This is a genomic window from Streptococcus sanguinis (assembly GCA_013378335.1).
GTDB lineage: Bacteria > Bacillota > Bacilli > Lactobacillales > Streptococcaceae > Streptococcus > Streptococcus sanguinis_I.
Window position 1 is genome coordinate 2,071,474 of record CP040556.1, and the last position, 25,292, is coordinate 2,096,765.

Here is a 25,292-nt window from a genome sequence, read left to right on the forward strand (position 1 = left end):
GACGTTTGCGTCTAAGAGAACTTTATCTTTTTGCCACAGTTTTTAGGGCGTGTTCAGTTTGGAAATTTAACTGAACAATCCTTTCTTTGTTTATTTCATTGTCTTTGTCATGTAAACCATATCCATGCCCTCTTTTTCGGGCTCAGTATGGGTCTGATGATAGCCGTTTTTCTCATAAAAAGCTACCATGCCTTTATCTTGAAAAACCGTGCACAAATCCCATTGCATAACGGTGGAGAATTTCTCCTCTATCAGACCAAGCCCCTCAGAACCATATCCTTTATTCTGGTACTCTGGCAAAATCGCTACTGTTCCAATCCAGCCTGCTGTCTGTTCGTCATTTGTATTCAAGCGAATAAAGCCAAGAATCTTCTCGTCGTCTTTGACAAAATAATAAAAACTATTGGGCCGCTCAACCAGCTTCCAGCGAATCCGCTCTCGCTCCTCCAGATAGGGGTCGTATTGATCCTGATATTTCTCATAAACGGCCTTAAAACTCGCTCGCTGAATGGCAATAATGGTCTCTAAATCCTCAGCTCCCGCCCGTTCAATATAAATCATGCTCGCACCTCCAAATAATCTCTCAACCTGTCCTGCAACTGTGGAACAACCTTTTCATCTGCTAAAAATTGGCTCACATCCATCAGCTGATAAGTCTGGCCCTCATCACCAAAAACGATGCTGGCAAATTCTTCCTGAGTGATGGTTCCCACCATAAAAATAGAGGTTTTGTCTGGATTAAGCATTCCTTGATATTCCTTAGCCCAGACAATATCCGCTTCTTCAAGCTTCAAACCTAGCTCTTCAAAAACCTCTCGTTGGACGCATTCAAAAGGAGTCTCCTCACCCTCGCGGCCACCGCCCGGCAGCTCCCACATATTTGGCCAAGGAATGGTTGAAATATCATCTCGCAAGATGGTCAGCAGCTTGTCAGCACAGATCAAGGCAATCTTGCAGCCAGAAAATTCCATCTGTTTGTGCAGTAAATCTAGTCCTTCTGCATTTGCCATAAGCGCCTCCTAATACCTCGGATAAGGATAAAAGTCCGTCTCAGCCAAGTCCGCTCTGCCATTTTCAAAAGCCTCAGCATTCCAAGCCAGCTCAAACTCTGCTGCCTCTGGGTCTGCTAAAAAGTCCATGAGTGCATCGAGACCAGACTCAGCTGTTTGGGTTAGGAAATCCACGAAATAAGCCAGAAACTCCCGTGACAGCCCTTTTTTAGGCTCATAGGGTAGGGCTGCCAGATAGTCCTCAGCCTCAAAACGAGACTTGATTGGATTATAGAAAAGCACGGCTTCCTCAAAGTAAATATCTTCAGCCGAGGCATTGCCCTCAGCATCAACAGTTTCAACCCCGCCCGGATTTTGCACCTCAAGTAAAAAGTCCACTTCCACTGCGTGATTCTTCTTGTCCCAGTTTATCTCATAGTCAAAAGGAAAGTTCTTCCCCATTTCCTCGTCCAATATCTCCAAAAAACCGTACTTAGCCATGATTTCCTCTTTTCATTGTGATAAAATATTACTATCTACAATAGTAACACAAAAATCCAAGAAAAACACTTGCAGAAAGGAAATCTTATGCCAGAAAACCTAGCCCTGAGCATGCGGCCTACTGACATTGATCAGATCATCGGCCAGCAACATCTGGTCGGACCCGGGAAAATCATCCGGCGCATGGTTGAAGCCAACCGCCTGTCCTCGATGATTCTCTACGGACCACCCGGCATCGGCAAGACCTCTATTGCCTCGGCTATTGCCGGCACAACTAAATATGCCTTTCGGACCTTTAACGCCACCGTAGATAGCAAGAAGCGCCTGCAAGAAATCGCTGAGGAGGCTAAATTTTCCGGCGGTCTGGTTCTCCTGCTGGATGAGATTCACCGCTTAGATAAAACAAAACAAGACTTCCTACTGCCGCTATTAGAAAGCGGTCTGGTCATCATGATTGGAGCGACGACAGAAAATCCTTTCTTTTCTGTCACTCCCGCTATTCGAAGCCGGGTTCAGATATTTGAGCTTGAGCCCCTCAGCAACGACGACATCCGGACAGCCATCCAGCTAGCCTTGACGGATAAGGAACGAGGATTTGATTTTCCAGTGGAGCTAGACGATGAGGCTCTGGATTTCATTGCTATCTCTACCAACGGAGACCTGCGCTCTGCCTATAACTCGCTGGATTTAGCCGTACTCTCTACTCCAGAAGATGACAAGGGCATCCGCCACATCACGCTTGATGTCATGGAAAACAGCCTGCAAAAGAGCTACATCACCATGGATAAGGACGGGGATGGCCATTACGATGTCCTCTCTGCCCTGCAGAAGTCCATCCGTGGCTCCGATGTCAATGCTAGCCTCCACTACGCAGCTCGGCTCGTTGAGGCAGGAGATCTTCCTAGCCTAGCTCGACGCTTGACCGTTATCGCTTACGAGGATATTGGTCTGGCAAATCCAGATGCTCAAGTTCATACCGTTACAGCTCTGGAAGCAGCTCAGCGGATCGGTTTTCCTGAAGCCCGTATCCTCATTGCCAATATTGTTATCGATCTGGCCCTATCTCCCAAGTCCAACTCAGCCTATCTGGCCATGGACAAGGCCTTAGCTGACTTACGAAAGAATGGAAATCTGCCCATCCCCGACACTTACGAGATGGCCACTATGCCGGCAGCAAGGAATTAGGCAACGCACAGGACTATCTCTACCCTCACTCCTATCCTGGCAATTGGGTCAAGCAGGACTATCTGCCCGACAAGATAAAAGACGCCAATTATTTCACTCCTAATGAGAATGGCAAATACGAGCGAGCCCTTGGAATGACCAAGGATAAGATTGATGACTTAAAAAAATGATGACATCGTTTGCAAAAAATCACATTTTTCTCTTGAATTTTTCAAAATTTATGGTATCATAATTATAGAAACGCTGTGGTGTACGACTTCACACTTAAGTGTTGACCGACTATTTTTTGTATTATTAGGGAAACAAAAGACTTCTAACAGCATGCAAGCCGTGTCACGCGGAAGCAGCTTCAGTTAGAGCGAGTTGCCCACCTGCTTAATTGCGCGGGTTCAATACAAATCGTGAAGGTCCGGCACCAATACAGCTTTTTCTATTGCCTCCTTAGCTCAGCTGGCAGAGCAGCGGACTCTTAATCCGTGGGTCGCAGGTTCGATCCCTGCAGGGGGCATCTAAATCAACAGGAAGAAGCCTTGGTTTACAAGGCTTTTTTGCTTGTCTATAACTGATTTGCCCCATCATTTGCCCCACATTTTTTTATGAGCAATCTTTCCAGACATCTCTGATTTGATTAAATTCCTCAAAAATTTTCTCCTCTAAAGTGTGTCCATATACTTCTACTAACATTGAAATATCTCTATGCCCTAGAATTTTTGCAATAACTCCAAGGTCAAAACCTTTGTGCCAGAGGTAACTTCCATAGGTATGACGTGCTCCTTTTGTCGTGATAATTGGATAAATATCTAATTCATTTAAAAGAACACTCAAAGCTTTATTGACACTTGCAATGTCTGGTACCAAGTGAATATATCCATAATGCTGAAAAATCATTTTATACCTATTCTTGATTCCTAGCTCTTTATTAGCTTTCTCTTGTTCAATTTTTAGGAATTGAAATATCTTAATACATTCTTCGTCTATCGGTACCATCCGAATAGACGTTTTATTTTTGGGAGGGACAAATTTATGAGAAAGGGTATTAAACCTCCTATATGTTTTTAGCAGTCCTCTGTCAAAATCAACTTCATTCCAAGTTAACGCTATTCACTCTCCAAACCTCATGCCTGTTTTTAATAGAAAATAGACGATATAAGGAACAATTGAACGTTGGTAATCAAATTTTCTCTTTACTGCTAAAAGTAAATCCAGATAGTCCTTTTCTGTATGTAAATATTTCTCTTCTGTCATCTGTTGTTCTTTGGATGAAAATAACTCGACATGTTGTGTAAAATCATCTATTAGAACTTTGTCGGCAATTGCCATTTGGATGCTCTGATGAATCCCAGTATTCAATCTACCAAGAAAATTTCTACCAACTGTTTGTCCATACTTATTCATAATTCTTTGGTATTCACTCGCACGAATTTGAGTGACTTTTTTATTTCCAAATAATCTTTCAATTGTGTTTTTACGGAGAAGATATTTTTTCTTTGTCTCTTCCGATCTACTACTCGGTAGAATTTTTAGTTCAAGCCATTCTTGATACAGATCTACAAGAGAAATATCTCTAGAAATTCTTTTCCCTAAACGAAGTTCTTGCAGAATCGGTTCAGCTTCTGACTCTGCAAGTTTTTTTGTTTTAAAACCACTATTATGAGCAACAGTTTTTCCCTCGCTACGAATTTCATAGGTCCATAAATTACTATCTCCTCGCTTTCGATAACGAACACTTGCCATATTACGCCACCTCTGTTCCTAGAATCTCATTTACAACACTTTTTGGAACAACCATCAAACGTTTGCGATTATAAAATGTATAGCCTCGTGATACAAGTAATTCTCTTGCCTGATGAATGATATCATTCGCTGTATGAGGGCGATAGCCCATTTCAATTAATTCTTTGTTACTAATTAAATTATGATCCATAGTTATCCTCCTTATTTATTTTCTAAATTCAGAAACTCGCCTATAAGTAGTTGTAATTCTGCATTTAATTTAGGGAGATTCTGTATTAATACTTCTTTTAATTCTTCCGCAAATTGGTTCGTTTCTTCTCTCAATAGTTTGCGGACTCTTGTTTTTTTCTTTTTGATGCTGTCTGATTTTAAATTTGGAAAAGCCAATGATAACAGTTCAGGATTGTTGAGAAAGATAATTGTAAATGCTCTTTGATCCACTCGAATATGTTCTAGCTTATAAAATCCGAAATTATCAAGTCGATTCATAATATCTTGGACCATCTCCTCACCAATCGCTTTGGTTCTGAGTTGGAACTCCAGTCTCCACCAAAACGGATTTACATCCAAATCTAGCTTCTCTTCTCGCTTGTGAGCAATGATTTCTTTATTCTTATCATATAACCTAACTTGTACATTACTACCGCTAGAACCCCAATATTTCGTCTCTAATTCGCCCCCTCGACCATAGAAGACCTTATGGGTAACACCACCTTTAATATGTTGCAAATTAACGATCTCAGGCCTGTTGAAAATGTCAAATGCCAAATCAAAACGAGACAAACGTACCGTCAATGAATTCAATCTGGCAAAGTACATTAATTGCCTCCATACTTTCATTCCATCAAATTCTTTTAAAGTATTAGGATTGAAATCAATTCGAATCAATTGTTCACCTCCATAAATGGCTAATTGGAAAAATATAATATTGATTGAATCATACTCATTAAAATATTTAGCTAAAGTAAAGACATCATCTCGTACGTTATCATGTATTTCAAATGAGTCAACTTTTGCACTTATTGCCTGTTTCAGATTTTTGAAAATTCGTCTTAGGGAACCAGTGTCTGTATCCCAGATAACCGTTAATCTATCAATACTGACATCGAACCGCTGTACTAATTCTCCCACATCACATCGTTCTTGAATGCTTCTTAAATCTTGTATAGAAACCAACAAAATTGTCCCCCCTTCTTTTAGATTTTTTAGGCCTCAGAAACACCGTCAAATCAACGTTTGCTCGTTCCGTCGTTCTTTGGGCGTTGCCCTAAGTGTACCTTTTTGCTGGCTGTTAGAATAGCCAGCTTTTGCTTGGCTAGAAATTGTCTGGACGGCAGTCTGCAGGACTTCGCCTGACTTCCCGTCAGGCTCGTCCCTTGTCCTTGTCCACACAATTTCTAGCTCCAAGGCTTCGAATAGTCATAAGTCATAGTCTCGTCCTCAACTTCCTCCCCACTCACCAATCCTAAACTTACGAGCTATTTTGTATTATTTATAACTTATTTATAAGTTATAAATATATTTTATAAAAAATATTTTAATTAGTCAACTAAAAACTTGATTTGTAAGTTTATAGGTGATAAAATAAGTTAAAAATAAAAATAGGAGTTTCCCATGACCTTTATTATTCAAAATTTTGGACCCAATTTGGCACGACTACGCATAGAAAAAGGAGTAAGCCAAACTCAACTAGCTGAAGATTTAGGAATCGGTAAACAGTCCATCTCTGATTACGAAAAACAAAAAAGCTATCCTACCTTTGCAAATTTGGATAAGATAGCAGAATATTTTAATGCAACTCCAACCCAACTCTTTGGAACGAGTAAAGAGATTGAGTTAGAAAAGAGTGTTCTTGAATCGAATGAATACTCTGATAAAGTAAGTGAAATCTTAAAAGCTGTTAAATACATCGAGCATTTCCTACATACTGATGGACAGTACTTAGAGGATTTACTTTACCTAACAAGAGGCAACCAACTATACACAGAAGATGGAAAAGAGTTGTATATTGATCCAACTTCTCAGAAAAGAACACTTCATACCCAATATGAACCTGGTTTTATTGAAGCAAGAGATAAATCTCCACTAGAACTCTTAATTGAAAATAAGGAGCTATTAGATTAAATAAAAAAAGCGAGTTTTAGGCTCGCTTTTTCTATTGTATAATCTTATTCTTCAGTTCTTCCGGTTGCTTAGTTGCATTGAACTCAACTCGTTTTGTTGTTCCATCTTTCTCAGTATGATAATAACTTGAATGTTTCAACACCCATTCTTTATTACCAATCATCAAACACTCCGCCTGTAAGTTGGTACATGAGGTAAATGTGTCCAAGGTTTTTACAATTCGCGCCACATAAAGTTATTTAAGCATCTCCTTTTCTCTCATTACCATTTTCTGTTATAATAAATTGTACTTCTAAAATAGAAAGGTCTTAAGATGACAACTCTTATTAAACATAAACGTGTAGAATTTTCAGAACTTTTTTATGACTTAGTTTTTGTTTTTGCAATTTCAAAAGTAACTACTTTAATTGACCATCTTCATAACGGTATTTTGACTTGGAATTCTTTCCTTGATTTTTTCATTGCTACTTTGGTTCTCATCGATTCCTGGATGATTCAAACCGATTATACCAATCGCTATGGAAAGAACTCTTTATTTAACATAGTAATCATGTTTATCAAAATGGGAATTTTACTCTTTATAGCCAATATGATTGGACCTGATTGGCAACAATATTTTCATTATCTCTGTTGGGCTATTGGTACATTAACCCTTACCTTATTTTTTCAATATTTGGTTGAATTTTTTAGAAAATCAACCGATGATGTTAATCGGGAAAGTATCAAAGGTTTTCTATGGATAACAGGTCTAGGAAGTTTAGGAGTCTACCTAGCAGCTCTTCTTCCTATTTACGTTAGAGTCTATATCTTATTTGCTAGTATTCTGCTAACATTTATTATGCCAAGTATCTTGCTTAATAAAGGTAAGCATTACCAGGTAAATCTCCCCCATTTAATCGAGCGCATCTCCCTTCTTGTCATTATTACGTTTGGAGAGATGATTACGGAGCTAGCTAACCTCTTTACAATCGAGAATTTCTCGATTTATTCGGTTCTTTATTTCATTATTATGATTTCTCTGTTCTTGTTTTATTTTGGTCAATTCGACCATGCTATTGATCAAAAATCTAATCAAAAGGGGCTATTTCTAATTTACAGTCACTATCCTATTTTCATTGGACTTATGATGATGACTGTATCGATGGGCTTTCTTCAGAATCCTGAAGCTAATCGTCTCTTTGCAACCAGCTTCTCTTATATCGGATTTGGCCTCTTTCAAGCTGCTGTCCTAGTAAATGGGCCCCATAACAAACACTATCTTCGCTATTCGAAAAGTTACTACTGTGTCCAAGCGACACTCTATCTGGCTGCCTTGATTCTCTCTTTAATCTTTGCTTCTAATCCTATAATAGTAGTGAGTATAACAACCATTTTAGCTCTAGCTATAGCCATTCATTTTATTTATTTTTATATGACACAGAATAAAAAATATTCCAAATCTAACTGGGGATTATTTTAATGAGTTTATAACATTAAAAAGCCTTGGGAACCAAGGCTTCAGACCGTAGACAAACATTCCAAATAGTGTTTGTCTTTTTCTGTTTGTCAGGCTAAAATTTCATCTTTTGATTTCATCTTTTGATAGCATAATGGTCATTTGAACAAAATAAAAAGGCTTCCCCACCCTCATTTTTACTAGTTTTTTGAGATTCAAACACGCCAAAGTAAGCCCAACCTTATCTTCCATCTTGGACTTGCCTTTCTCTCTTGTATAACGGAGGTTGTGGTATTCTTTAGCTGTCCCAAAGAGCCGCTCAATGGTTTCTTTGCGCTTCTTATAGAGCTCCTTCATCCCTCTTTGGTGTCGAATCTCTTCACAACATTCAAGCGCATCTTTCCATACATGTCTTGTGATGACTTTCTGCTGATTCTGGCTCTGGGTACAAACAGATAATAGGGGACAGGCGACACATACTGTTGAATCACTCTTATACTCACGGTAGCCTGCTCGGGTCGTCGTGCGATAGGTTAACACTTGGTTCTCTGGACAGAGGTAACAGTCATAATAGGAATCATAAACAAAATCATTGGGCCTTAAGTTCCCTTTTACACCCTTGGGGCGGGTATAAGGGAAGACAGGGGTAATCTCTCTGTCTAACAAAAATTTTGCAATACTTGGGGTTTTATAACCTGCATCTGCGATGAGATAGGTTGGATGAAAAGGCTCAATCTTGGCAAAAAGGGCAGGGAAAGCCTGACTATCATGAACATTTCCTGCTTCAACCGTATAAGCCAAGGCCCAACCATGCTTATCACACGCTACTTGGGCAGAATAGGCAAAGACTTCCTTGTGTTCCCCCTTGTGGAACCAACCACTCTCAGGATCTGTCCTTGAGATTTTCTTTTCCTTAGCCTCGCTTTCTTTTGCGGGCTTTAAGGGCTTTTTTTCGTGTTTTCTCCTATCTAAATCAATCTCAACTTCCAATTGCTCACTCATAAATGTAGCTTGTTGGGCAACCATTTCCTTATGATACTTGTGGCTGTTGGCTGCCGCTTTAATATGGGTTCCATCCACAAATATCTCAGAAGGATCAATCAAACCAGCACATAAAGCTTGATGGAGTACGTGTGAAAATATCTCAGTAATCAGTGCTTTATCTTGAAAACGACGGCTGTAATTCTTTCCATATGTGGTAAAATGAGGCACCTTGTCATCCAAGCTTAGTCCAAGAAACCAACGATAAGCTACGTTTACTTCTATGTCTTTAATGGTTTGGCGCATGGAGCGAATGCCATAAAAACATTGAATCAAAGGAATTTTGACCAACATGACGGGATCTAGACTGGGACGACCCTGATCTGGGCTATAGGTTTCTTCAACCAAGTCATAGATAAAGTCAAAATCAACCTCCGCTTCCAATTGGCGAAGAAAGTGATCTTCTGGGACCAATTCGTCTATCGTATAGAAGCCATATTGGCAGCGATTATAATCAGATTTTTCTTTGTGAAACATAGGGAGCACCTCACAACTGTTCTTACCTCTATTATACGACTTTACAAAAAGAAAAGCCCTTAGAAACTTCTGTTCTTAGGACTTTGTCTTCAATCTGAAGCCTTGGGAACCAAGGCTTTTTTTTCATTAATTTGTTTTTCCATTTTATCCTCCAATTTGATCTCGCACTGACATTTATTTATAACAAAACTATATATCTAGAATAGCATAATCATTAGGTATTATAGGTTTTCAAACAAAATACGAGTCATTCGTTTTTGCCCCACTTTTGCCCCATTTTTAAATCCTGACATTGAAAACACCTAAAAGTATTTCCCTAAAATCAGCTATATTTCAACATTTTTGTTTATTTTCAATATGAAAAGTTCTTACAAATCCATGCAGGGGGCATAGAAATATAGAGAAAAAAGCCCTTGATTTAAAAGGCTTTTTTGCTTGTACTTTTATTGTTTATTTGAATCTTTCTCGATTTTAAAATGTACATCACAGTTTCCCTTCCTCTATCTCTTTTAAAAACCTTGTCATATAGATCAAGTGTCCTTTATTTGTATGTACATTAGCATCTAGATATTCCAAGCATCTCCTAGCTCTGGGAGTGACTGAATATAGAGCCTTTACCTTTTTTCTCATTTCTAATACCTCTAATACCAGCTCTTCATCTTTCTTTGCTTCTTCTTTGAACTGCTTCAATTGCGTTTGTTTTAGATCATTTAATACCTTTACTTTTTCAGCAAGATCTGTTAAATTACTTAGCTTTTCTTCATATTCGCTTCTTATACTGTTCCCTTGTTGTTGTAGCCATTTTTTTAATTCTTCATAGCTTTCATAAAGGTTCTTCCGTTTTTGCTGTTTTAGCTCCTCTTCTCTTTGGAGCCGCTCCTCCTCTAATTTCCTCTCCTCTTCTAACTTATTTTGCCGTTCAATTTCCTCTTTTTCCCGCAACCGAGCAAGCCTCTCTTCTTCTTTTTGTTTAGCAATTCTATCCCTCTCTTCTTCTTTTTGTTTAGCAATTCTATCCCTCTTTTCAGCCTCCCGCTCCTCTTGTTTCGCCTCCTCTCTCCACTGTTTCAATTTTTCTTTGTAACTTTCAATATCAAATATTTCATTGAGTTCTGGATGAAGATAATCATTTATGACATAAATGATACGCTCAATCTTATTATAAGCCAACTGACGTTCCTCATTTTTTCTGCTTAAAGCCATTTTAAAAAGAATATAATCGTTCCATGGATTAAACTCATTTTCTTTATCCTCTTTAAAATACCCCCTACTATAAAAATCTTCCAACATCTCTTCATCCATCACTTCACGAAGATCTTCAAACTTTAGATTCTTCTTTAATTTATAAGTTTTTTCTGCCCTCTTTATACTTTTAGTTAGTTCTTCATTTTCAAACTTTTCAATACAGGAAGAACCGATTGGAGAAAGCTCTATCCCAGAGCCATCATTCCTAGTAATAGAAAATACTTTCTTGAGGCTTTTATGACCGCATAAACAACTTTGCTTTCTATCAGCATCAATTTTTACAAGTTCTGCTTTTGTCCACTCCATTTTTGCCTCTTCCCAATTATCCGCAATACTTAGTTCAATAACAGTCTCTTTCAATAGCTCCTCTGACATTTTTTATATCTCCTTATTCCAAATGATTGTTCCTCAAATTGAGTGAATCTTTTCCTCAGGTTTCTAGTACAAGTATAACAGAAAAGAAGATAAATGAAAACGCATACATATAATCCTCTATATCATTTCCACACAAAAAAATCCCCTTCCTTTTGACACAAGAAAGGAGGGGGCATTGCATAGCAAAAACTACGAGAGAAGACTGAAGTAAAATAAGTTTGACGAAAACTTGATAAAGATGATCACACACCGAGCATATTCCTAAGGATGTCTTATAAATTTTTTGGTTTAGGAATTAAGAAAGATTATATATATCAAGTTTTGATGTGCCTCACGCTTGCATATCCAAGCAGCTTTCCCCGTAGTTCTGAGCAACTAATCTGTTCTAGGAAACATCTTAGTTGCTTTTTATTTTAAAACAACTATATTACGGAATATCATAGTATTGATTAATAAAAGAATACAAGATAATGACCGATTGTAAAACAAAGCTTGTTTGTTCCTACTTTCTAAAAAAACTATTGTTGGTCTAGATTTTGCCGATAAAAAGGAGTTTGGGACAAAAAGATTTCAATTTTTAAAAATCTTAATTATTTAGCCCTTCAAATCTATAATTAAATGCGAAAAGCGAACAAATTAGAATTCTGATTGCCAAAAAACTAGTTTTGTTCGCTTTTTATATTTGAGGTCGGACTTTTGTCCCAGCCTCCTCAATTGTCTTTGGATTGTCAAGCAAGACGCAGTGGTTGAGTGGACTCTGTTACGCTGATTTCATCAGCTTTTACAGCCCTACTCAACTGTGCGGAGGTGGGACGACGAAATCGAATTCTAACGAATTATCGATTTCTGTCCCACTCTCAAAATTTATTTCTTCTTCGCACGGAAGGCAATGAAGCCTACCAAGCCTACCAGAGCTACTCCAGCCGCAATCATAATCCAGCTAGCATTCTCACCAGTCTTAGGGAGAACTTTCTTGGTTCCAGCATCAGAAGCATTTCCTCCGCCACTACCATTGTCTGAGTCGCTGATAATAACGGTGCCACCTGTACTGCTGCTTGAGCTATAAGTCGTGCTGCTGCTACTTGAGCTAGAAGAACTACTACTACTGCTGCTGCTAGACTTAGAGCTATTGTCTGAGCCAGGTTTCGGTGGTCTTGGAACTCCTGGAACTGGTGTATTGATAATGTTCATACCATCAACAGTAGATGTATAACCATAAACACGGTCTTCAGTAACTGAGTAGACAATATCTTTTCCATCTGCGCCGGTCGCTGGCAAGTCAGTAAAGTCATACTTCCACTCGCCCTGCGCATTTGGGCCGACCTCCTTAGAAGCGACTTCAACACCGTTAGCATAGAGACGAACCGTAATCTTGTCTGGACGTTTGCCATCTTTATCATTGTCGTCATTCCAAGTCTTGGTACCTGAAGCGGTAATCAAGGCCTGACGGTTGGTAAAGTCTTTGTAAATAATACCAGAACCATAATTCTTGAGCTGAGCGGCATTGACCTGAATCTCTTCATCTGACAGTTGGTAGCCTGCTGGTGCCTTGGTTTCCTTAATCAGATAATGCTCTTTAATCAAGTTGCTGAAAGAAGCAATCCCATTAGCATCGCTAGTTGCTTTTTGAACAATTGTTACACCGTCCTCATCGTACAATGTAAATTCAGCACCTGCCAAAGGTTTACCAGCTTCATCTTTCTTAGTCACCTGTACACCATAGACCTCCCCATGTGCATAGCCGTTTGCACGTTGGTAGCGGACAGCAACCGAAGATTTTTGCTCTTCAATATTATCTGCTCGCAAGATAGCATCATTCGGGAAGACAGTTCCGTCAGCCGGGATTGTTGGGAAGTTAACACGGTAGCGGACATAGAAGCCTTCATTAGCACCGATATGTCCCATGTTAATGGTAAAGGAGCGCTTGTCAGCCGCAAGATTAATCGTGTAGTTTCCTGTCACATCCTCGCGCTGCTGACTTAGTCGGTAAGAGTTATCAGCTGGGTCAACAACCCATGAGCCTTTAAGGATTTGGAAGCTGTTGAGATCTATTTCTCCGGTATTAAAGCCCAGAGTATCTGAAATAACAACATTATCCAGTTCCTGATTTTGTTGGTTAATATTCAGGCTGTAAGTAATGCTCTTGATATTATCCGCATTATTCCAGCCGTATTTTACGAAAGTATAAGGAGTTGCTTGGCCAGGAAGACCTTTGTAGTCGATTTTCCCATACTCAATGATCTTCTTGCCAACGATAAGTTTCAGAGGAATTGAGCCTTTTTCTCGAACCACATTATGGTCAACACGAGCTAAAAGATGAACCTTTCCTTCAATCCGAGAGCGAGTCAAGACATAGTCTGTATAAGTCAGTGTAAGCTGCTTAGAGTTTGCATCAACTACAGCTGTAGCTACGAGATTGCCATCATCATCTTTGACTTCAAAATCAGCTCCCTCCAAGGCAAACTCAACAGGAAGTCCAATGGTAGTAGTATCTCCTGGCTGAACCTTGCCGTAATTGAAGGCAAAGTTTGCGTCAATTTGAAATTTTTCCCAAGGGGAAAGGCCGTCAGTCAGTTCTTCACCCTTCTGATTGTAGACATTGATTGATGTGATAACATCATCTACCGTGTTAGCTCTGGCAGATTGACTGCTAGAAAACAGGCTAAAGAGGAGCACAAAGGCTACTGAGAAAAAGCGTGCAATAGTATGAGATATTTTTTTCATAAATAATCCCTCCAATATTACTTTTTTACCAAAAATGTTGAAATTAGATTAAATCCAGCTTACTTTTCTGGTGTACTACATATATTAGCCTATCATAGGATTTTATATAAGTCAAATATTAGACCGTATTTTTGTACAAAGTTCGGAATTAGTATACAAATTGTCAACTTCTTCTAATATATTTAAGTTTTTGCCTGTTTTTATATATGAAAACTACAATTATTTCCGGGTTTTGCTGGAATTTTAAAGTATATTTATAAAGATAATTTAAAAAGCTAAGAGCAAATCCTTCAAACGTATTTAGCCGATGTAGAAAGATTAACAAAAAATTGCCCCGGTCGCCATCAGACTGGGGCAATTTTCTATTTTTATCATTTAGCGTTTTGTGACTGTGGTCTACATCATACCGCCCATCATGCCTGGATCCATAGCTGGAGCTGGGCTAGCTGGTTCTGGTTGATTAGCCACTACTGCTTCGGTTGTCAAGATAAGACTGGCAACAGAAGCGGCATTTTGCAAGGCTGAACGGGTCACCTTAACTGGGTCAATGATTCCAGCCTCAATCATGTTAACCCATTCACCAGTCGCGGCATTAAAGCCTGTACCAGCTTCAGAGTTTTTCAGACGATCAATGACGATTGAGCCTTCAAAGCCTGCATTCAAAGCGATTTGACGAACAGGCTCTTCCAAGGCGCGGAGAACGATGTTACGACCAGTCGCTTCATCACCAGCTAATTCCAGACCTGCGACAGCGTCCAGTACGTTGATATAGGCCGTACCACCACCGGATACGATTCCTTCTTCTACCGCTGCACGAGTTGCATTAAGGGCATCTTCGATGCGGAGTTTCATTTCTTTGAGTTCTGTTTCGGTTGCAGCTCCAACCTTAATCACAGCTACACCACCGGACAATTTAGCTAGGCGCTCTTGCAGTTTTTCACGGTCAAACTCAGAAGTGCTGCTTTCAATTTGAGATTTGATAACAGCCACACGGTTAGCAATGGCTTCTGGATTGCCGGAGCCTTCCACAATCACAGTGCTATCCTTATCAACAGTGACTTTAGAAGCTTGTCCAAGCGCTTCAATCGTTGCGTCTTTGAGCTCTAGACCAAGGTCATCTGTAATCACTGTACCGCCTGTCAAGATAGCAATGTCTTCCAACATAGCCTTACGACGATCGCCAAAGCCTGGTGCCTTGACAGCTACGACATTAAAGGTTCCGCGAATCTTGTTAAGAACCAGCGTTGGCAGAGCTTCTCCGTCCACATCATCTGCAACGATCAAGAGCGGACGGTTGGTTTTCAAAATGTTTTCCAGTAATGGCAGGATTTCCTGAATGTTAGAGATTTTCTTATCTGTAATCAGGATGTAAGGATTGTCCAGTTCGGCTACCATTTTTTCATTGTCGGTTACCATGTACTGAGACAAGTAGCCGCGGTCAAACTGCATTCCTTCAACTACATCCAGCTCCGTTTCCATCCCTTTGGACTCTTCAATAGTAATGACACCGTCGTTGCCAACTTTTTCCATGGCTTCAGAGATATACTCACCGACTTTCTCGCTGCGAGAAGATACGGCAGCAACCTGAGCAATAGCTTCCTTGTTAGAAACTGGTACTGAGTTAGACCTCAGGGCTTCAACAGCTGTTGCAACGGCTGCTTCAATCCCGCGACGGATACCAATTGGATTAGCTCCAGCTGTAACATTTTTAATCCCCTCGCGGACGATAGCCTGTGTCAAAACAGTTGCTGTCGTTGTTCCATCACCAGCGATATCGTTGGTCTTTGAAGCAACTTCTGAAACCAGCTTAGCGCCCATGTTTTCAAAATGGTCTTCCAGTTCGATTTCCTTGGCAATGGTTACACCGTCATTGGTGATGAGGGGTGAGCCAAAGGATTTTTCCAAAACGACATTGCGGCCTTTAGGACCCAAAGTCACCTTGACAGTATTTGCTAAGATGTCAACACCACGAACCATACTGCTTCTTGCATCTGCTGAAAATTTAATATCTTTTGCCATTTTATTATCCCTCTCTTCTAATCTTACTCGACAACTGCTAGAATATTGGCTTCACTGACTAAGAGATAAGCTTCATCTCCGTCCTTAACTTCTACGCCTGCGTGATTTTCTACGAGAACCTTGTCCCCTTCCTTAACGCTCAGGGCTACCAGCTCACCGTTCAAAGTACGAATGCCTTGACCGACTGCGACAACTTCTGCAGTCTTAGTCGCTGCTTGGCCGTTGCCTGCAATGACAAATCCGCCAACTTTCTGCTCTTTTTCTTCTACTTTCAAGACCACACGGTCTCCTAATGGTTTTAACATAGCTTTCCTCCAAAGATTGAATTTTTAGCACTCTAAGCTATCGAGTGCTAATCTATAGTTATTATTTTATCACTTGGTCAGAAATAGTCAAGAAAAAAACCGGCTAGATGAAAGAAAAATTTTATTTTTTTCTTCACTGCCTCCTAAAGTCAATGAAAAAACAAGTCCGAGCTAAAATCCTCTCAGACTTGTCTTTAGGGGGGGATGTCTATCTTGCAAGTTTTAGTTTTGCTTCAAAATCATCAATCACTTTTTGCAGATTTAGGCGTCCTCTATAGATACCATAGCCAAACAAAAGCATGGCTAAGATACCAAGTAGAGCTAGGACAATTCCTGCAATCAGTGCTAGGAGATTTGTCTCATGAAAGAGATAAATCAGAACAAGACCAATGCTGGCAATGGCAAAGAAGAGACTGAACCAGCGTCCTAGATTTTCAATCATATGCTTCTGGTAGTGTATTTCTGTTTCATAGCCTTGAATCAATTCTTGTTCTGTCATGATCTTCTCCGTTCTTTATTTTAGTCAAACAACTTGATACTAGACTGGCAGCATATCGGACTTACTGCCAGTCTGAAACTTGTGTACGAATTAATATTTCAGTTGAGGGTCAAAGATGCCAAGCGCTACACCAATCAAAGCAATGACAACCAAGAGGAGCATAACGAGGTTTGGTGACATTTTTTTCTTAGCCATCAGCCACCAGCAAAGGGTAATAAAGCCAGCTGTTAAGAGACCTGGATAAACACCGTCAATTCTTTCTTGTAGCTTCAGGAAGGATTCGCCATCAGCATTTTTCAGCTCTAATGAAGTCGTTACAGATACCCAAGTTGCAGCAACTGCCCCGATAACCATACCACCAATGACACTGATTGCCTTACGAAGGGCCTGTCCTTTAGGCCCTACAAGGAATTCTACCGCCTTGTCTCCTAATTCATAGCCTTTGAAATAGGCAAAGCGCATACCGCCATAAATGAGAACATTCCAGACAAGGATGTAGAAGAGAGCCCCGATAGGATTTCCGCCTTTCGAGAGGCCAAGGGCAATCCCCAACAGAACTGGAATCAAAGTTCCAACTACTAAAGAGTCACCGATACCTGCGATAGGTCCCATGAGACCGGCACGCATACCATTGATAGTTTCTCCATCAACAGCGTCACCATTGGCACGCGCTTCTTCCAAACCAGCTGTAATCCCCACTACCAAAGCTCCGAGCTGAGGTTCTGTATTGAAGAAAGCCGTATAGGTCTGCATAGCTTCTTTCTGCTCTGCTTTGTCTTTGTAGAGTTCTTCCACGATTGGCAGCATAGAGGTCAAGTAGCCGAAAGTCTGCATGTGCTCTTGAGAGAAGCAAGTCAAATGACCATAGTACCAATGGTGGAATGATTTCGCTAAAGTCTTTTTAGTTATTTTCTTTCTTTCAGCCATCCTAGATATCCTCCTCATCGTCATCAAAGTCAGCCCCACCAGCCGGCGCGGTTACACGAGCTGATTTGATTACTTCCAATTCATAGTAAATTACTGCAAAAATCAATGAAACAACTGCACTGGCAACCAAATTAAGACCAAGTGACTTAGCCAAGGTGAAGCCCACAAAGAATGGGATAAAGTCAGCAGCCTTGGTAACGATTTGTTTCAAGAGAATGGCAATACCGACACATGGGAGAAGAGCTCCGACTGTAAAGAGGGATTTCATGATGAAGCCATCCATTGGCAGGTGGGTTTTCATCAGTTCAACCATATTCGGACCAAACTTCGTGATGATCATGGTTGGAAGGAAAGAGAAGACAAAGTGGGAAATCCAAGGATAGACCCAGTCAACAGCGTAAAGCTTTTTGAATTCGCCTTTTTCAACGGCTTTCCAGCCAATGTGCTGCCAAAGCAAGTTTGTAGTTGCTGTTCCATAGAAGAGAACTGTACCGATAGTACCAACTGCTGCTCCGATTGGTGCAGCTGCTGCAGCGATAGCAGATTCAGACGTGATTCCTTTAGAGTGAACAAACAAGATTGCGAGAGGAATCCCAATGTAAGAGATCGCCCGCACGTCAGCGGAAACTGTTCCACCTGGTGTTACCAGAGCGATGTAGAGGACCTGAAGGGCTACCCCAACCATAATCCCTGTTTTTAGATCTCCAAGAATCAAGCCGCTAATCAAACCTCCGACCAGTGGACGTCCCAGAGTGTAGTTACCAATACTAGAACCACCCATACCAGGCATAGAAGCTAAACTAGCAAAAAGACCCAGTAAAGCGGCTTGCAGCCAAGAAATTGTCATAATAGACTCTCCTTTTCATTATTGTAATTAAAAACCAAATTTAGACTTGAAATCGCTCCAGTAACCGATTGAAACATCAGGCAAGAGCTGGAATTTGACTTTGTAGCCAGCTTTTTCGATTGCCTCAATCGCTTCAGCCTCTTCCTGGGTGATGGACTGGTTATTCCCAAGTTTAATAGCTCCCGGACGGTCATTAGCAGGACCGACGATGATTTCCTTAACATCCCCAGGTACAAAACCTTGGTCCACTAGGATTTCCTTCATGTCCACAGGATTTTTTGTAATGAGGAAATAGCGGCTGTCTGACTCTGTGACCTTGCTTGATTTTTCCTTGAAAGCTTCCTTGGTCCAAACAAAAGTCTTCTTATCAGAAGCTCCCTTGTAGGCCTGAATCAAAACCTTGTTTCCTGCTGCTGCATTATTAACTGCAATCAAGCCATCACAAGGGTATTCCTTAGCCCAGCGAGTGACTGTTTGACCGTGGATCATGCGGTCGTCAATCCGTACAAATGATACTGTCATCTTTAAAATCTCCTTTTATCTTTTATAATGTATGGTGGAAGCACTAAATATCGTCTTCATCTTCGTCAGCTGCATCACTTACGACTTCAAATTCCTGCAAAGCAGCTGTGGCTTCGGAAAGGATAGCCTGAGCCAGCTCTTTTCCGTCCAAGATGTCTTTCATAACCAAGCCAGTCAGTCCCATGGTCAGGTTCAAACCTCCCAAGATAACTGCTGAGTCGAGCTTACCCATACCAGCTAAGACGCTAGCTGCTGTCGTCAGAGGACTGCCTCCTACAATATCAGCCAGAACTAAAACACTGTCATCAGCGCTTAAGCCAGCCAAGGCCTGAGTAAAATCAACTGCAAAATCATCAACTGACTTGCCTTCCTGAAGACCAACCGCAATCACCTGATCCGTCTTGTCTCCAGCAAACATCTTCAAGGAACTCTGCACGCCTGCAGCCAGTCCCCCATGGCTGACCAGTACAAGGTATTTCATCTTTCCTGCCTCCTTTATCCTTCTAGCTCTTAGCCCAGTCAGGCTTTAGATGACGAAGGATTTATTGATGATTTTATTTTACAAATTTTGAAACCGATTTCATATTGTCAAATGTCACTTTGCCCAGATGACATTTGTTAGGAAAAATATGACATTTGTCATATTGGTCTAGGCAGCTGTACTTTTTTCTGACTTAATTGGCAATAAAAAAGAAAGCAGATTATTTTCCGCTTTCTATTTCTCTTTGAATGCTCGGCAAGGCACTGTCAATCTCTTGATTCTGCATAGCATTTTGAATCAGATAGTCCATCCGGTCCATTGTATGACGGTCTACTTCCAGGCTGATGTCAATGATAGAGCGATTCATCATGTGGTCTAACCTCTCAGAAGTCAAGGAATCCAAGCCAAAATCATCTGCCTGTAAGATTTCTCTAGCCTGTTGACTTTTCACCACAGATGGTAAGACTGAGGTCCCCTGTGATTTTTCAAACAAGGCCTGCTGGCTTTCTTTATCCTGTGACAGCAAGAGCATAAATTCCCAAGCCAGCTTCTCTTGCTTGGTATTGGAAGACATGGCAAAGAGCGAGGTCTTGACCTGTGTTCCCATCACCTGGCTATTGGCTGTTGGCATCGGGATACAGGTCCAAGAAAAGCTAGAATACTTGGCAACATGGTAAGGGTAGGGCTTGTAGGTCCGATACTGAGCCAGACTCATAGGATAGAAGGCCACCCGTCCCTCATCAAAGTCATTAGAAGTCACCTTATAGTGCTGGCTGAGCATATCTAGCTTGCTCATAAAGGCCAAGGCTTGGTGCATCTCTGAGCTGTCTACATTGATACCGGATTTATCGGTAAGATGGCCGCCGTAAGCTACCAGAGCCTGCTGCCAAGTGTAATCCGTAATACCGTACTGATCCACCACACCATCGCCATTGGTATCCTTGGTTACTTTCTTGCAAATCTCATAGAAATCCGCTAAGGTCCAACCTGACTCAGGAATGCTAATTCCTTCTTTTTCAAGCAGGTCTTTATTGACACACATCATGATGGGATTGCTCTCAACTGGAAGGGCATAGCTGACTCCCTGATATTGCCCAGCTTCATAAGCCACCGGATAAAAGGCTGTCCGTTCATCATCCGTTAGGAGGGTATCCAAGGATTTAAGCGCGCCAGTTGAAGCCAACATGCTAAAGTCGTTTTCCGGTACCATAAAGAGATCCGGCTGCTCGCCTTTCAAGACTTGCTCTGCCAGCCAGTCAGCATAATCATCCTTGGGAATACCGCTTTCATAAACAACCTTGACATGTGGATGGGTCTTTTCAAATTTTTTAATCAGGCTGTCCAAGACCTTGTTTTCGCGGCTGTTAGGCACATCCCAGCTAGAGCCAGCATAGACACCTATACGAAGGACTTTTTCCTGAGCTGAAGCCCAAAATACAAAAGCCAGAGCAACAGATATGATCAGGACAACCAGCAGGGCCAAATGTCTTAGTCTCCACTTCATTTGTCGCTTTCCTTACTAAAATCTCTCTGGGTGACTCCGGTCTGCACAGCCCAGATAGCCAGCTGGGTTCGGTCGCGCAAGTTGAGCTTGGCTAGGATACCTGACAGGTAATTTCGGACTGTCCCTTCTGATAGAAAGAGCTTGGCTGCAATTTCTTTATTAGAAATCCCAAAGCCAATCTGCTGGATAATCTTCCACTCCGTCCGGCTCATGTCCTCTATATTTTCCTCCGTCACTGTGATAGCAAAGTTGGACTGGGCCATCTGTGAAAAGATTTTGAAGACCTTGGTGGCAATATTGGGATTGATCATAGCTCCGCCTCGATAGACTGTCTGAATGGCTTCGTGAAGCTCTTCTGTCGAAACCCCTTTGAGAATATAACCAGACGCACCGTATTTGAGAGCAGAGAAGATAAATTCATCGTCATCAAAGGTCGTCAGAATGATAATCTTAACATCTGGATACTGCTCTTTGACAGCCTTGGTACAGAGAACACCGTCCATGACTGGCATGCGAATATCCATCAAAATCACATCTGGGCGTACCCGATGAAGCTTTTCCAGCACTTCCTTGCCGTCTCCGACTGTCCCGACTACCTCAATATCTGCGTGGGCAGACAGAATGATTTGCAGAGACTCGCGAATCAAGGCCTGATCGTCTGCTATTAAAACCTTAATCATGTCTTCCTCCTATTTTTGGGATTTCGATATGCGTGTAAAAACCGTCCCGATTTTCAAAGCGGACGCTTCCACCAATAATCATTAGGCGCTCCTGCATCTGCTTGAGGCCATAGCCATAGTGGAGTTCATCAAAGCCAACACCATCATCCTGAATGGTCATTACATAGGACTCTTCCTCCAGCAGCTCAATCCAGATAGTCTTGGCATGCCCATGGCGGACAGAGTTGGTAATAGACTCCTGAATCACCCGGAATACAATGTCTTCCTTGGCGATATCCAAGTCAATATTATCCCATTCGTAGCGGAGATGAATCTCCAAATTAGAGATGGCCTCATACTCACGGATAATCTTAATCAGAGCTTCCTTCAAAGTGTTATTTTCCAGAGCTCCCGGCCGCATCTTATTGAGCGATCCGCGAACATCACGGATACCATCTCGAACGACGACAGAGACATTATTGAGCTGCTCCTTAGCCCGATTGGTATCAATATCAACCAAGACCTTGACCGCATCAATACCCGCTGAAATTCCTGTCAGGGCATGGCCCAATGTATCGTGAATCTCTCTGGCAATCCGCTTCCGCTCTCGGTCTTCTGCTATTTTCTCAGACAAGGCCAGATAAGAGTTCAACTCGCGATTGGCCTGAGAAGCCATGCGCAGCTCTTCCTCAATCCGATGACGCTCCGTAATAGCCGACAAGATATAGAAGAGCAAGGAAATCATAAAAACGACGATATTTAAAGAATAGAGGAAATTCTTACCAAAAAGCAGTAAAAGCCGAACGGACTCTGGGTAAAAACGAATATAAGTATCCAGCGAAGGCAGCTTGATAAATAGCGACATGAGGTCATAGTTGGACAAGAGCAGCATGCCAAAGCTCAAAATAATGAAAGAAAACCAATACTTCTTGTCCTTGGAAGCATTGAACTCCTTAGAGCCATAGAAAATATCCGCAAACACCAAGAGAATCAATCCATTGTAGGACGAATGCAGGACAGAAAAGATGACCAGCATGAGCAGGATTTCAATAATGGTCGCCTTGTCATAGACGGACAGCTGATTGGGGTGGCGCTCGCGATAGTACATGACCAAAAGCAAACTGCCATAGAGGCTAATTGATACCCAGAAAATCAAGCTGGGAGAGCCGGGAATAGCATCCAAACGCTCCAAAAGCGAGTGACTGAAGCCCTTAGCCGCTACATAGTTGGTCGCAAAGAGATAGATGGACGCATTATAGACAATGGCAACCAGATTGATGACCATCAGGGCTATTTTGCTGTAAAATATACTTTTTTGAGGTCTCATTATTGCCACCCTGTAACTGTGTATTGACTGATATTATCCCTATTAACCAGATGAACTGGAATCAGGTATTGGCTGTCGTAGGATTTCCCCTCCTGCATCAGCTCAATTACCTGTGCCACCTTGCGGCCCATCTGAATGGGAGATTGGGCCACGGTTCCCTCTATATCACTAGTCGTAGCCAGAAAGTTTTTGATATCTGGTGAACCATCCACGCCATAGATTGAGATTTTCTTATCAAGACCTTGATTTTTAATAGCAGCCAAGGCCCCGATGGCTGCTCGATCATTGAGTGCCATAACTACATTAAAGTCCAAACCTTCGTCTAGAGCCCCTTTGACCTGTGGCATAGTTTCCTCCGTCTGGCCTAGTGTTTCTTTCTGGGAAATAATCTTGTAGCTAGGCTGTTTTTCAATCGTATCAATAAATCCCTGAATCCGGTCCATGGCAGAGACGGCATTGCGGTGCTCTAAAAGGAGAATATTAGCAGAAGGCAGACGCTTCATCATGTCCTGGGCAATCAGGACGCCTGCTTGGTAGTTATCAGACACAATGGTCGTATCCACTTTTACATCCTGACTGATAGGCGCATCCACTACGATGATTTTAATCCCAGCTTTCTTGGCCTTTTGAAGAGAGGAAATGATACTTGGACTATTGCTTTTCACTGGATTGATAACAATGACATCAACCTTTTCTCGGACAAAAAAGTCGATCTGCTGGCTCTGCTTGCCCTCATCCAGCTCAGGATCCCGAACGTAAAGTCGGCTGCCCTGCTGGTTGGTTTTCTTCTCCAGCTCCGCATTTAAGGTCTTGTAAAAGTCATTGTTCATGGTCATGTAGGTCACCCCAATCTTGACCTGTTTTGGATCCGGAAGAATCCCCTTAAAATACACAAAAGATAAAGCCAGTACAAGTAGAGCTAAGAGGGGCCACAAAGTATTTTTAAAATGAATATGACTTCTTTGCTTTTCTGTTTTCACTACTATTTATACCCCCAATCTATCTAGTAGGCTACACTTATATACAGAATTATTATATTACAAAGCGAGAAAAAATCAAAATCTGCTCTAAAAAGCCAACTATCCTTTCATCGCTAAAATCAAAATTTTTCTATACTTCCAATCTAGTCTTCCCCACTAAAAGAGCCCCATGACCAAATAGAATCATGGAGCTTCAGGTAACTGCGGAGTGGTTTTATTTACTGATTGCAGTATCACAAAAGACAATTATCAGTTTAGTAATTTTTAATCAAATCGACTGTTGAACGATCTAACTTCTTGACAATTGCTTGCAAGAATGCCTGAGCTTGTAAGAAGTCATCCATTGCATAGAGTGTTTGATGGGAGTGGATATAACGAGCGCAAACTCCGATAGTTGTAGATGGAACACCACCGTTTTGGAGATGGGCTGCACCAGCGTCTGTTCCACCTTTTGCACAATAGTATTGGTACTTAATACCAGCTTCTTCAGCCGTAGTAAGCAGGAAGTCTTTCATATTAGGTAGCATGAGATGACCAGGATCGAAGAAACGAATCAGCGTTCCGTCACCAATAGCACCTTGACCGCCATATACATCACCAGCTGGAGAACAGTCTACAGCAAAGAACAATTCAGGCTCAAATTTAGTTGTTGAGGCGTGAGCTCCACGCAAACCAACTTCTTCTTGGACGTTAGCGCCGACATATAGTTCATTACCTAAAGCTTGACCTGATAGAGCCTGAGCCAATTCGCTGACCATGAGAACGCCGTAACGGTTATCCCAAGATTTGGAAATAACATTTTTACCATTAGCTGTTAAGATCGCTGAGCTATCAGGTACAATAGCATCTCCTGGACGAATTCCGAAACTTTCTGCTTCTTCCTTATTGGCAAATCCACCGTCAAAGACAATATCGCTCACTTGTGGCAGGGTTGGTGTCCCACCAGCTCCACGTAGGAAGTGAGGTGGAACAGAGCCAGAAATCACTGGAATCTCCCGACCTTCTCGAGTAAACAATTTGAAGCGCTGACTGCTGACCACAAGAGGATTCCAGCCACCGATTTCAACTACACGAAAAGTACCGTCTGCTTTAATCTCACTGACCAAGAAACCAACTTCATCCATATGAGAGGCCACTAAAACTCGAGGCGCATCTGCTACATTCGAATGTTTGATACCAAAGAGGCCACCCAAGCCATCCGTCACCATTTCATCCACATGCGGAGTCATTTTCTCCCGCAAATAAGTCCTTACAGGACCTTCATGAGCTGAGATTGCAGAAATCTCAGTTACTTCTTTGATTTTTGAAAATAAGTCTGTCATATTTACCTTCTTTCTGCCCCTATTTTATCACTTTTTGGGAAAGATAGGTAGCAAAAGCCTAACTCTCTAC

At 41.4% G+C, this 25,292-nt stretch carries 23 protein-coding genes, 1 tRNA gene and 3 pseudogenes; 4 read left to right on the forward strand and 23 right to left on the reverse strand.

Features of this window, described 5'->3' with window-relative positions:
- Positions 1-90: 90 nt before the first annotated feature.
- The 3 genes from FFV08_10565 to FFV08_10575 are packed head-to-tail and all read right to left on the reverse strand — an operon-like array spanning position 91 to position 1,490.
- Complete coding sequence (locus FFV08_10565) at positions 91-561, reverse strand: GNAT family N-acetyltransferase (protein ID QLB52995.1); 471 nt, start codon at positions 559-561, stop codon at positions 91-93.
- Complete coding sequence (locus tag FFV08_10570; GenBank protein QLB52996.1) at positions 558-1,010, reverse strand: NUDIX domain-containing protein; 453 nt, start codon at positions 1,008-1,010, stop codon at positions 558-560. Before FFV08_10570 ends, FFV08_10565 begins: the two co-directional genes overlap by 4 nt.
- Before the next feature lie 9 nt (positions 1,011-1,019).
- A complete protein-coding gene (locus tag FFV08_10575; GenBank protein QLB52997.1) occupies positions 1,020-1,490 on the reverse strand; it encodes a DUF3013 family protein in 471 nt (156 codons plus the stop codon).
- Between the two features lie 87 nt (positions 1,491-1,577).
- On the opposite strand from FFV08_10575, the pseudogene FFV08_10580 reads away from it, so the two are divergent.
- Positions 1,578-2,845, forward strand: a pseudogene (locus FFV08_10580) (replication-associated recombination protein A).
- A gap of 265 nt (positions 2,846-3,110) precedes the next feature.
- Positions 3,111-3,183, forward strand: a tRNA-Lys gene (locus FFV08_10585).
- Between the two features lie 86 nt (positions 3,184-3,269).
- On the opposite strand, the pseudogene FFV08_10590 reads toward FFV08_10585, so the two are convergent.
- From FFV08_10590 to FFV08_10605, 4 genes and pseudogenes are all read right to left on the reverse strand, one after another.
- A pseudogene (locus tag FFV08_10590) lies at positions 3,270-4,409 on the reverse strand (site-specific integrase).
- 1 nt (position 4,410) lies between these two features.
- Positions 4,411-4,599: a DUF3173 domain-containing protein gene (locus tag FFV08_10595; GenBank protein ID QLB52998.1), complete on the reverse strand. Its 189-nt coding sequence runs from the start codon at positions 4,597-4,599 to the stop codon at positions 4,411-4,413.
- A gap of 11 nt (positions 4,600-4,610) precedes the next feature.
- Positions 4,611-5,588, reverse strand: a complete 978-nt coding sequence (locus FFV08_10600; protein ID QLB52999.1) for a replication initiation factor domain-containing protein — start codon at positions 5,586-5,588, stop codon at positions 4,611-4,613.
- A 45-nt stretch (positions 5,589-5,633) separates the two neighbouring features.
- Positions 5,634-5,816: a hypothetical protein gene (locus tag FFV08_10605; protein QLB53000.1), complete on the reverse strand. Its 183-nt coding sequence runs from the start codon at positions 5,814-5,816 to the stop codon at positions 5,634-5,636.
- A gap of 207 nt (positions 5,817-6,023) precedes the next feature.
- Here FFV08_10605 and FFV08_10610 point away from each other — a divergent pair, with 207 nt between their 5' ends.
- Together FFV08_10610 and FFV08_10615 are read left to right on the forward strand one after the other, a co-directional pair.
- Positions 6,024-6,533 carry a helix-turn-helix transcriptional regulator gene (locus tag FFV08_10610; GenBank protein QLB53001.1) on the forward strand — a complete coding sequence of 170 codons (510 nt, stop codon included), beginning with the start codon at positions 6,024-6,026 and terminating at the stop codon, positions 6,531-6,533.
- Positions 6,534-6,846: 313 nt separating this feature from the next.
- Complete coding sequence (locus FFV08_10615) at positions 6,847-7,992, forward strand: low temperature requirement protein A (GenBank protein ID QLB53002.1); 1,146 nt, start codon at positions 6,847-6,849, stop codon at positions 7,990-7,992.
- Positions 7,993-8,091: 99 nt separating this feature from the next.
- Here FFV08_10615 and FFV08_10620 read toward each other — a convergent pair whose 3' ends face one another.
- From FFV08_10620 to pepA, 16 genes and pseudogenes are all read right to left on the reverse strand, one after another.
- On the reverse strand, positions 8,092-9,486 hold the full coding sequence (locus FFV08_10620; GenBank protein QLB53003.1) for an IS1182 family transposase: 1,395 nt from the start codon (positions 9,484-9,486) through the stop codon (positions 8,092-8,094).
- A 483-nt stretch (positions 9,487-9,969) separates the two neighbouring features.
- Positions 9,970-11,106: a hypothetical protein gene (locus FFV08_10625; protein ID QLB53004.1), complete on the reverse strand. Its 1,137-nt coding sequence runs from the start codon at positions 11,104-11,106 to the stop codon at positions 9,970-9,972.
- A 793-nt stretch (positions 11,107-11,899) separates the two neighbouring features.
- Positions 11,900-11,965: pseudogene (locus tag FFV08_10630) on the reverse strand (NUDIX hydrolase).
- 5 nt (positions 11,966-11,970) lie between these two features.
- Positions 11,971-13,830 (reverse strand): Cna B-type domain-containing protein, encoded by a 1,860-nt coding sequence (locus FFV08_10635; GenBank protein ID QLB53005.1) that lies wholly within the window; start codon positions 13,828-13,830, stop codon positions 11,971-11,973.
- 396 nt (positions 13,831-14,226) lie between these two features.
- Complete coding sequence (groL, locus tag FFV08_10640; protein ID QLB53006.1) at positions 14,227-15,849, reverse strand: chaperonin GroEL; 1,623 nt, start codon at positions 15,847-15,849, stop codon at positions 14,227-14,229.
- Positions 15,850-15,872: 23 nt separating this feature from the next.
- On the reverse strand, positions 15,873-16,154 hold the full coding sequence (locus FFV08_10645) for a co-chaperone GroES (GenBank protein ID QLB53007.1): 282 nt from the start codon (positions 16,152-16,154) through the stop codon (positions 15,873-15,875).
- A 208-nt stretch (positions 16,155-16,362) separates the two neighbouring features.
- Positions 16,363-16,653 (reverse strand): DUF202 domain-containing protein, encoded by a 291-nt coding sequence (locus tag FFV08_10650; protein QLB53008.1) that lies wholly within the window; start codon positions 16,651-16,653, stop codon positions 16,363-16,365.
- A 90-nt stretch (positions 16,654-16,743) separates the two neighbouring features.
- A complete protein-coding gene (locus FFV08_10655; protein QLB53009.1) occupies positions 16,744-17,580 on the reverse strand; it encodes a PTS system mannose/fructose/sorbose family transporter subunit IID in 837 nt (278 codons plus the stop codon).
- A gap of 1 nt (position 17,581) precedes the next feature.
- Positions 17,582-18,427, reverse strand: a complete 846-nt coding sequence (locus tag FFV08_10660; protein QLB53010.1) for a PTS sugar transporter subunit IIC — start codon at positions 18,425-18,427, stop codon at positions 17,582-17,584.
- A gap of 27 nt (positions 18,428-18,454) precedes the next feature.
- Positions 18,455-18,949, reverse strand: coding sequence for a PTS sugar transporter subunit IIB (locus FFV08_10665; GenBank protein QLB53011.1), 495 nt, complete (start codon positions 18,947-18,949; stop codon positions 18,455-18,457).
- A gap of 43 nt (positions 18,950-18,992) precedes the next feature.
- Entirely contained in the window at positions 18,993-19,430 is a 438-nt protein-coding gene (locus tag FFV08_10670) for a PTS fructose transporter subunit IIA (protein ID QLB53012.1), read from the reverse strand.
- A gap of 220 nt (positions 19,431-19,650) precedes the next feature.
- Positions 19,651-20,934, reverse strand: coding sequence for a sugar ABC transporter substrate-binding protein (locus FFV08_10675; protein ID QLB53013.1), 1,284 nt, complete (start codon positions 20,932-20,934; stop codon positions 19,651-19,653).
- Entirely contained in the window at positions 20,931-21,614 is a 684-nt protein-coding gene (locus FFV08_10680) for a response regulator transcription factor (GenBank protein ID QLB53014.1), read from the reverse strand. Before FFV08_10680 ends, FFV08_10675 begins: the two co-directional genes overlap by 4 nt.
- Entirely contained in the window at positions 21,607-22,920 is a 1,314-nt protein-coding gene (locus FFV08_10685; GenBank protein QLB53015.1) for a sensor histidine kinase, read from the reverse strand. Before FFV08_10685 ends, FFV08_10680 begins: the two co-directional genes overlap by 8 nt.
- Positions 22,920-23,906 (reverse strand): sugar ABC transporter substrate-binding protein, encoded by a 987-nt coding sequence (locus tag FFV08_10690; GenBank protein QLB53016.1) that lies wholly within the window; start codon positions 23,904-23,906, stop codon positions 22,920-22,922. The genes FFV08_10685 and FFV08_10690 overlap by 1 nt, the downstream gene beginning before the upstream one ends.
- Positions 23,907-24,154: 248 nt before the next feature.
- Entirely contained in the window at positions 24,155-25,222 is a 1,068-nt protein-coding gene (gene pepA / locus FFV08_10695; GenBank protein QLB53017.1) for a glutamyl aminopeptidase, read from the reverse strand.
- Between the last annotated feature and the right edge of the window lie 70 nt (positions 25,223-25,292).

What these genes read in the sequence shown, in the direction of transcription:
- FFV08_10565 (QLB52995.1), bottom strand. Translation starts at nt 561, where the DNA reads ATGATTTATATTGAACGGGCGGGAGCTGAGGATTTAGAGACCATTATT.
- FFV08_10570 (QLB52996.1), bottom strand. Translation starts at nt 1,010, where the DNA reads ATGGCAAATGCAGAAGGACTAGATTTACTGCACAAACAGATGGAATTT.
- FFV08_10575 (QLB52997.1), bottom strand. Translation starts at nt 1,490, where the DNA reads ATGGCTAAGTACGGTTTTTTGGAGATATTGGACGAGGAAATGGGGAAG.
- FFV08_10595 (QLB52998.1), bottom strand. Translation starts at nt 4,599, where the DNA reads ATGGATCATAATTTAATTAGTAACAAAGAATTAATTGAAATGGGCTAT.
- FFV08_10610 (QLB53001.1), top strand. Translation starts at nt 6,024, where the DNA reads ATGACCTTTATTATTCAAAATTTTGGACCCAATTTGGCACGACTACGC.
- FFV08_10615 (QLB53002.1), top strand. Translation starts at nt 6,847, where the DNA reads ATGACAACTCTTATTAAACATAAACGTGTAGAATTTTCAGAACTTTTT.
- FFV08_10620 (QLB53003.1), bottom strand. Translation starts at nt 9,486, where the DNA reads ATGTTTCACAAAGAAAAATCTGATTATAATCGCTGCCAATATGGCTTC.
- FFV08_10625 (QLB53004.1), bottom strand. Translation starts at nt 11,106, where the DNA reads ATGTCAGAGGAGCTATTGAAAGAGACTGTTATTGAACTAAGTATTGCG.
- FFV08_10635 (QLB53005.1), bottom strand. Translation starts at nt 13,830, where the DNA reads ATGAAAAAAATATCTCATACTATTGCACGCTTTTTCTCAGTAGCCTTT.
- groL (QLB53006.1), bottom strand. Translation starts at nt 15,849, where the DNA reads ATGGCAAAAGATATTAAATTTTCAGCAGATGCAAGAAGCAGTATGGTT.
- FFV08_10645 (QLB53007.1), bottom strand. Translation starts at nt 16,154, where the DNA reads ATGTTAAAACCATTAGGAGACCGTGTGGTCTTGAAAGTAGAAGAAAAA.
- FFV08_10650 (QLB53008.1), bottom strand. Translation starts at nt 16,653, where the DNA reads ATGACAGAACAAGAATTGATTCAAGGCTATGAAACAGAAATACACTAC.
- FFV08_10655 (QLB53009.1), bottom strand. Translation starts at nt 17,580, where the DNA reads ATGGCTGAAAGAAAGAAAATAACTAAAAAGACTTTAGCGAAATCATTC.
- FFV08_10660 (QLB53010.1), bottom strand. Translation starts at nt 18,427, where the DNA reads ATGACAATTTCTTGGCTGCAAGCCGCTTTACTGGGTCTTTTTGCTAGT.
- FFV08_10665 (QLB53011.1), bottom strand. Translation starts at nt 18,949, where the DNA reads ATGACAGTATCATTTGTACGGATTGACGACCGCATGATCCACGGTCAA.
- FFV08_10670 (QLB53012.1), bottom strand. Translation starts at nt 19,430, where the DNA reads ATGAAATACCTTGTACTGGTCAGCCATGGGGGACTGGCTGCAGGCGTG.
- FFV08_10675 (QLB53013.1), bottom strand. Translation starts at nt 20,934, where the DNA reads ATGAAGTGGAGACTAAGACATTTGGCCCTGCTGGTTGTCCTGATCATA.
- FFV08_10680 (QLB53014.1), bottom strand. Translation starts at nt 21,614, where the DNA reads ATGATTAAGGTTTTAATAGCAGACGATCAGGCCTTGATTCGCGAGTCT.
- FFV08_10685 (QLB53015.1), bottom strand. Translation starts at nt 22,920, where the DNA reads ATGAGACCTCAAAAAAGTATATTTTACAGCAAAATAGCCCTGATGGTC.
- pepA (QLB53017.1), bottom strand. Translation starts at nt 25,222, where the DNA reads ATGACAGACTTATTTTCAAAAATCAAAGAAGTAACTGAGATTTCTGCA.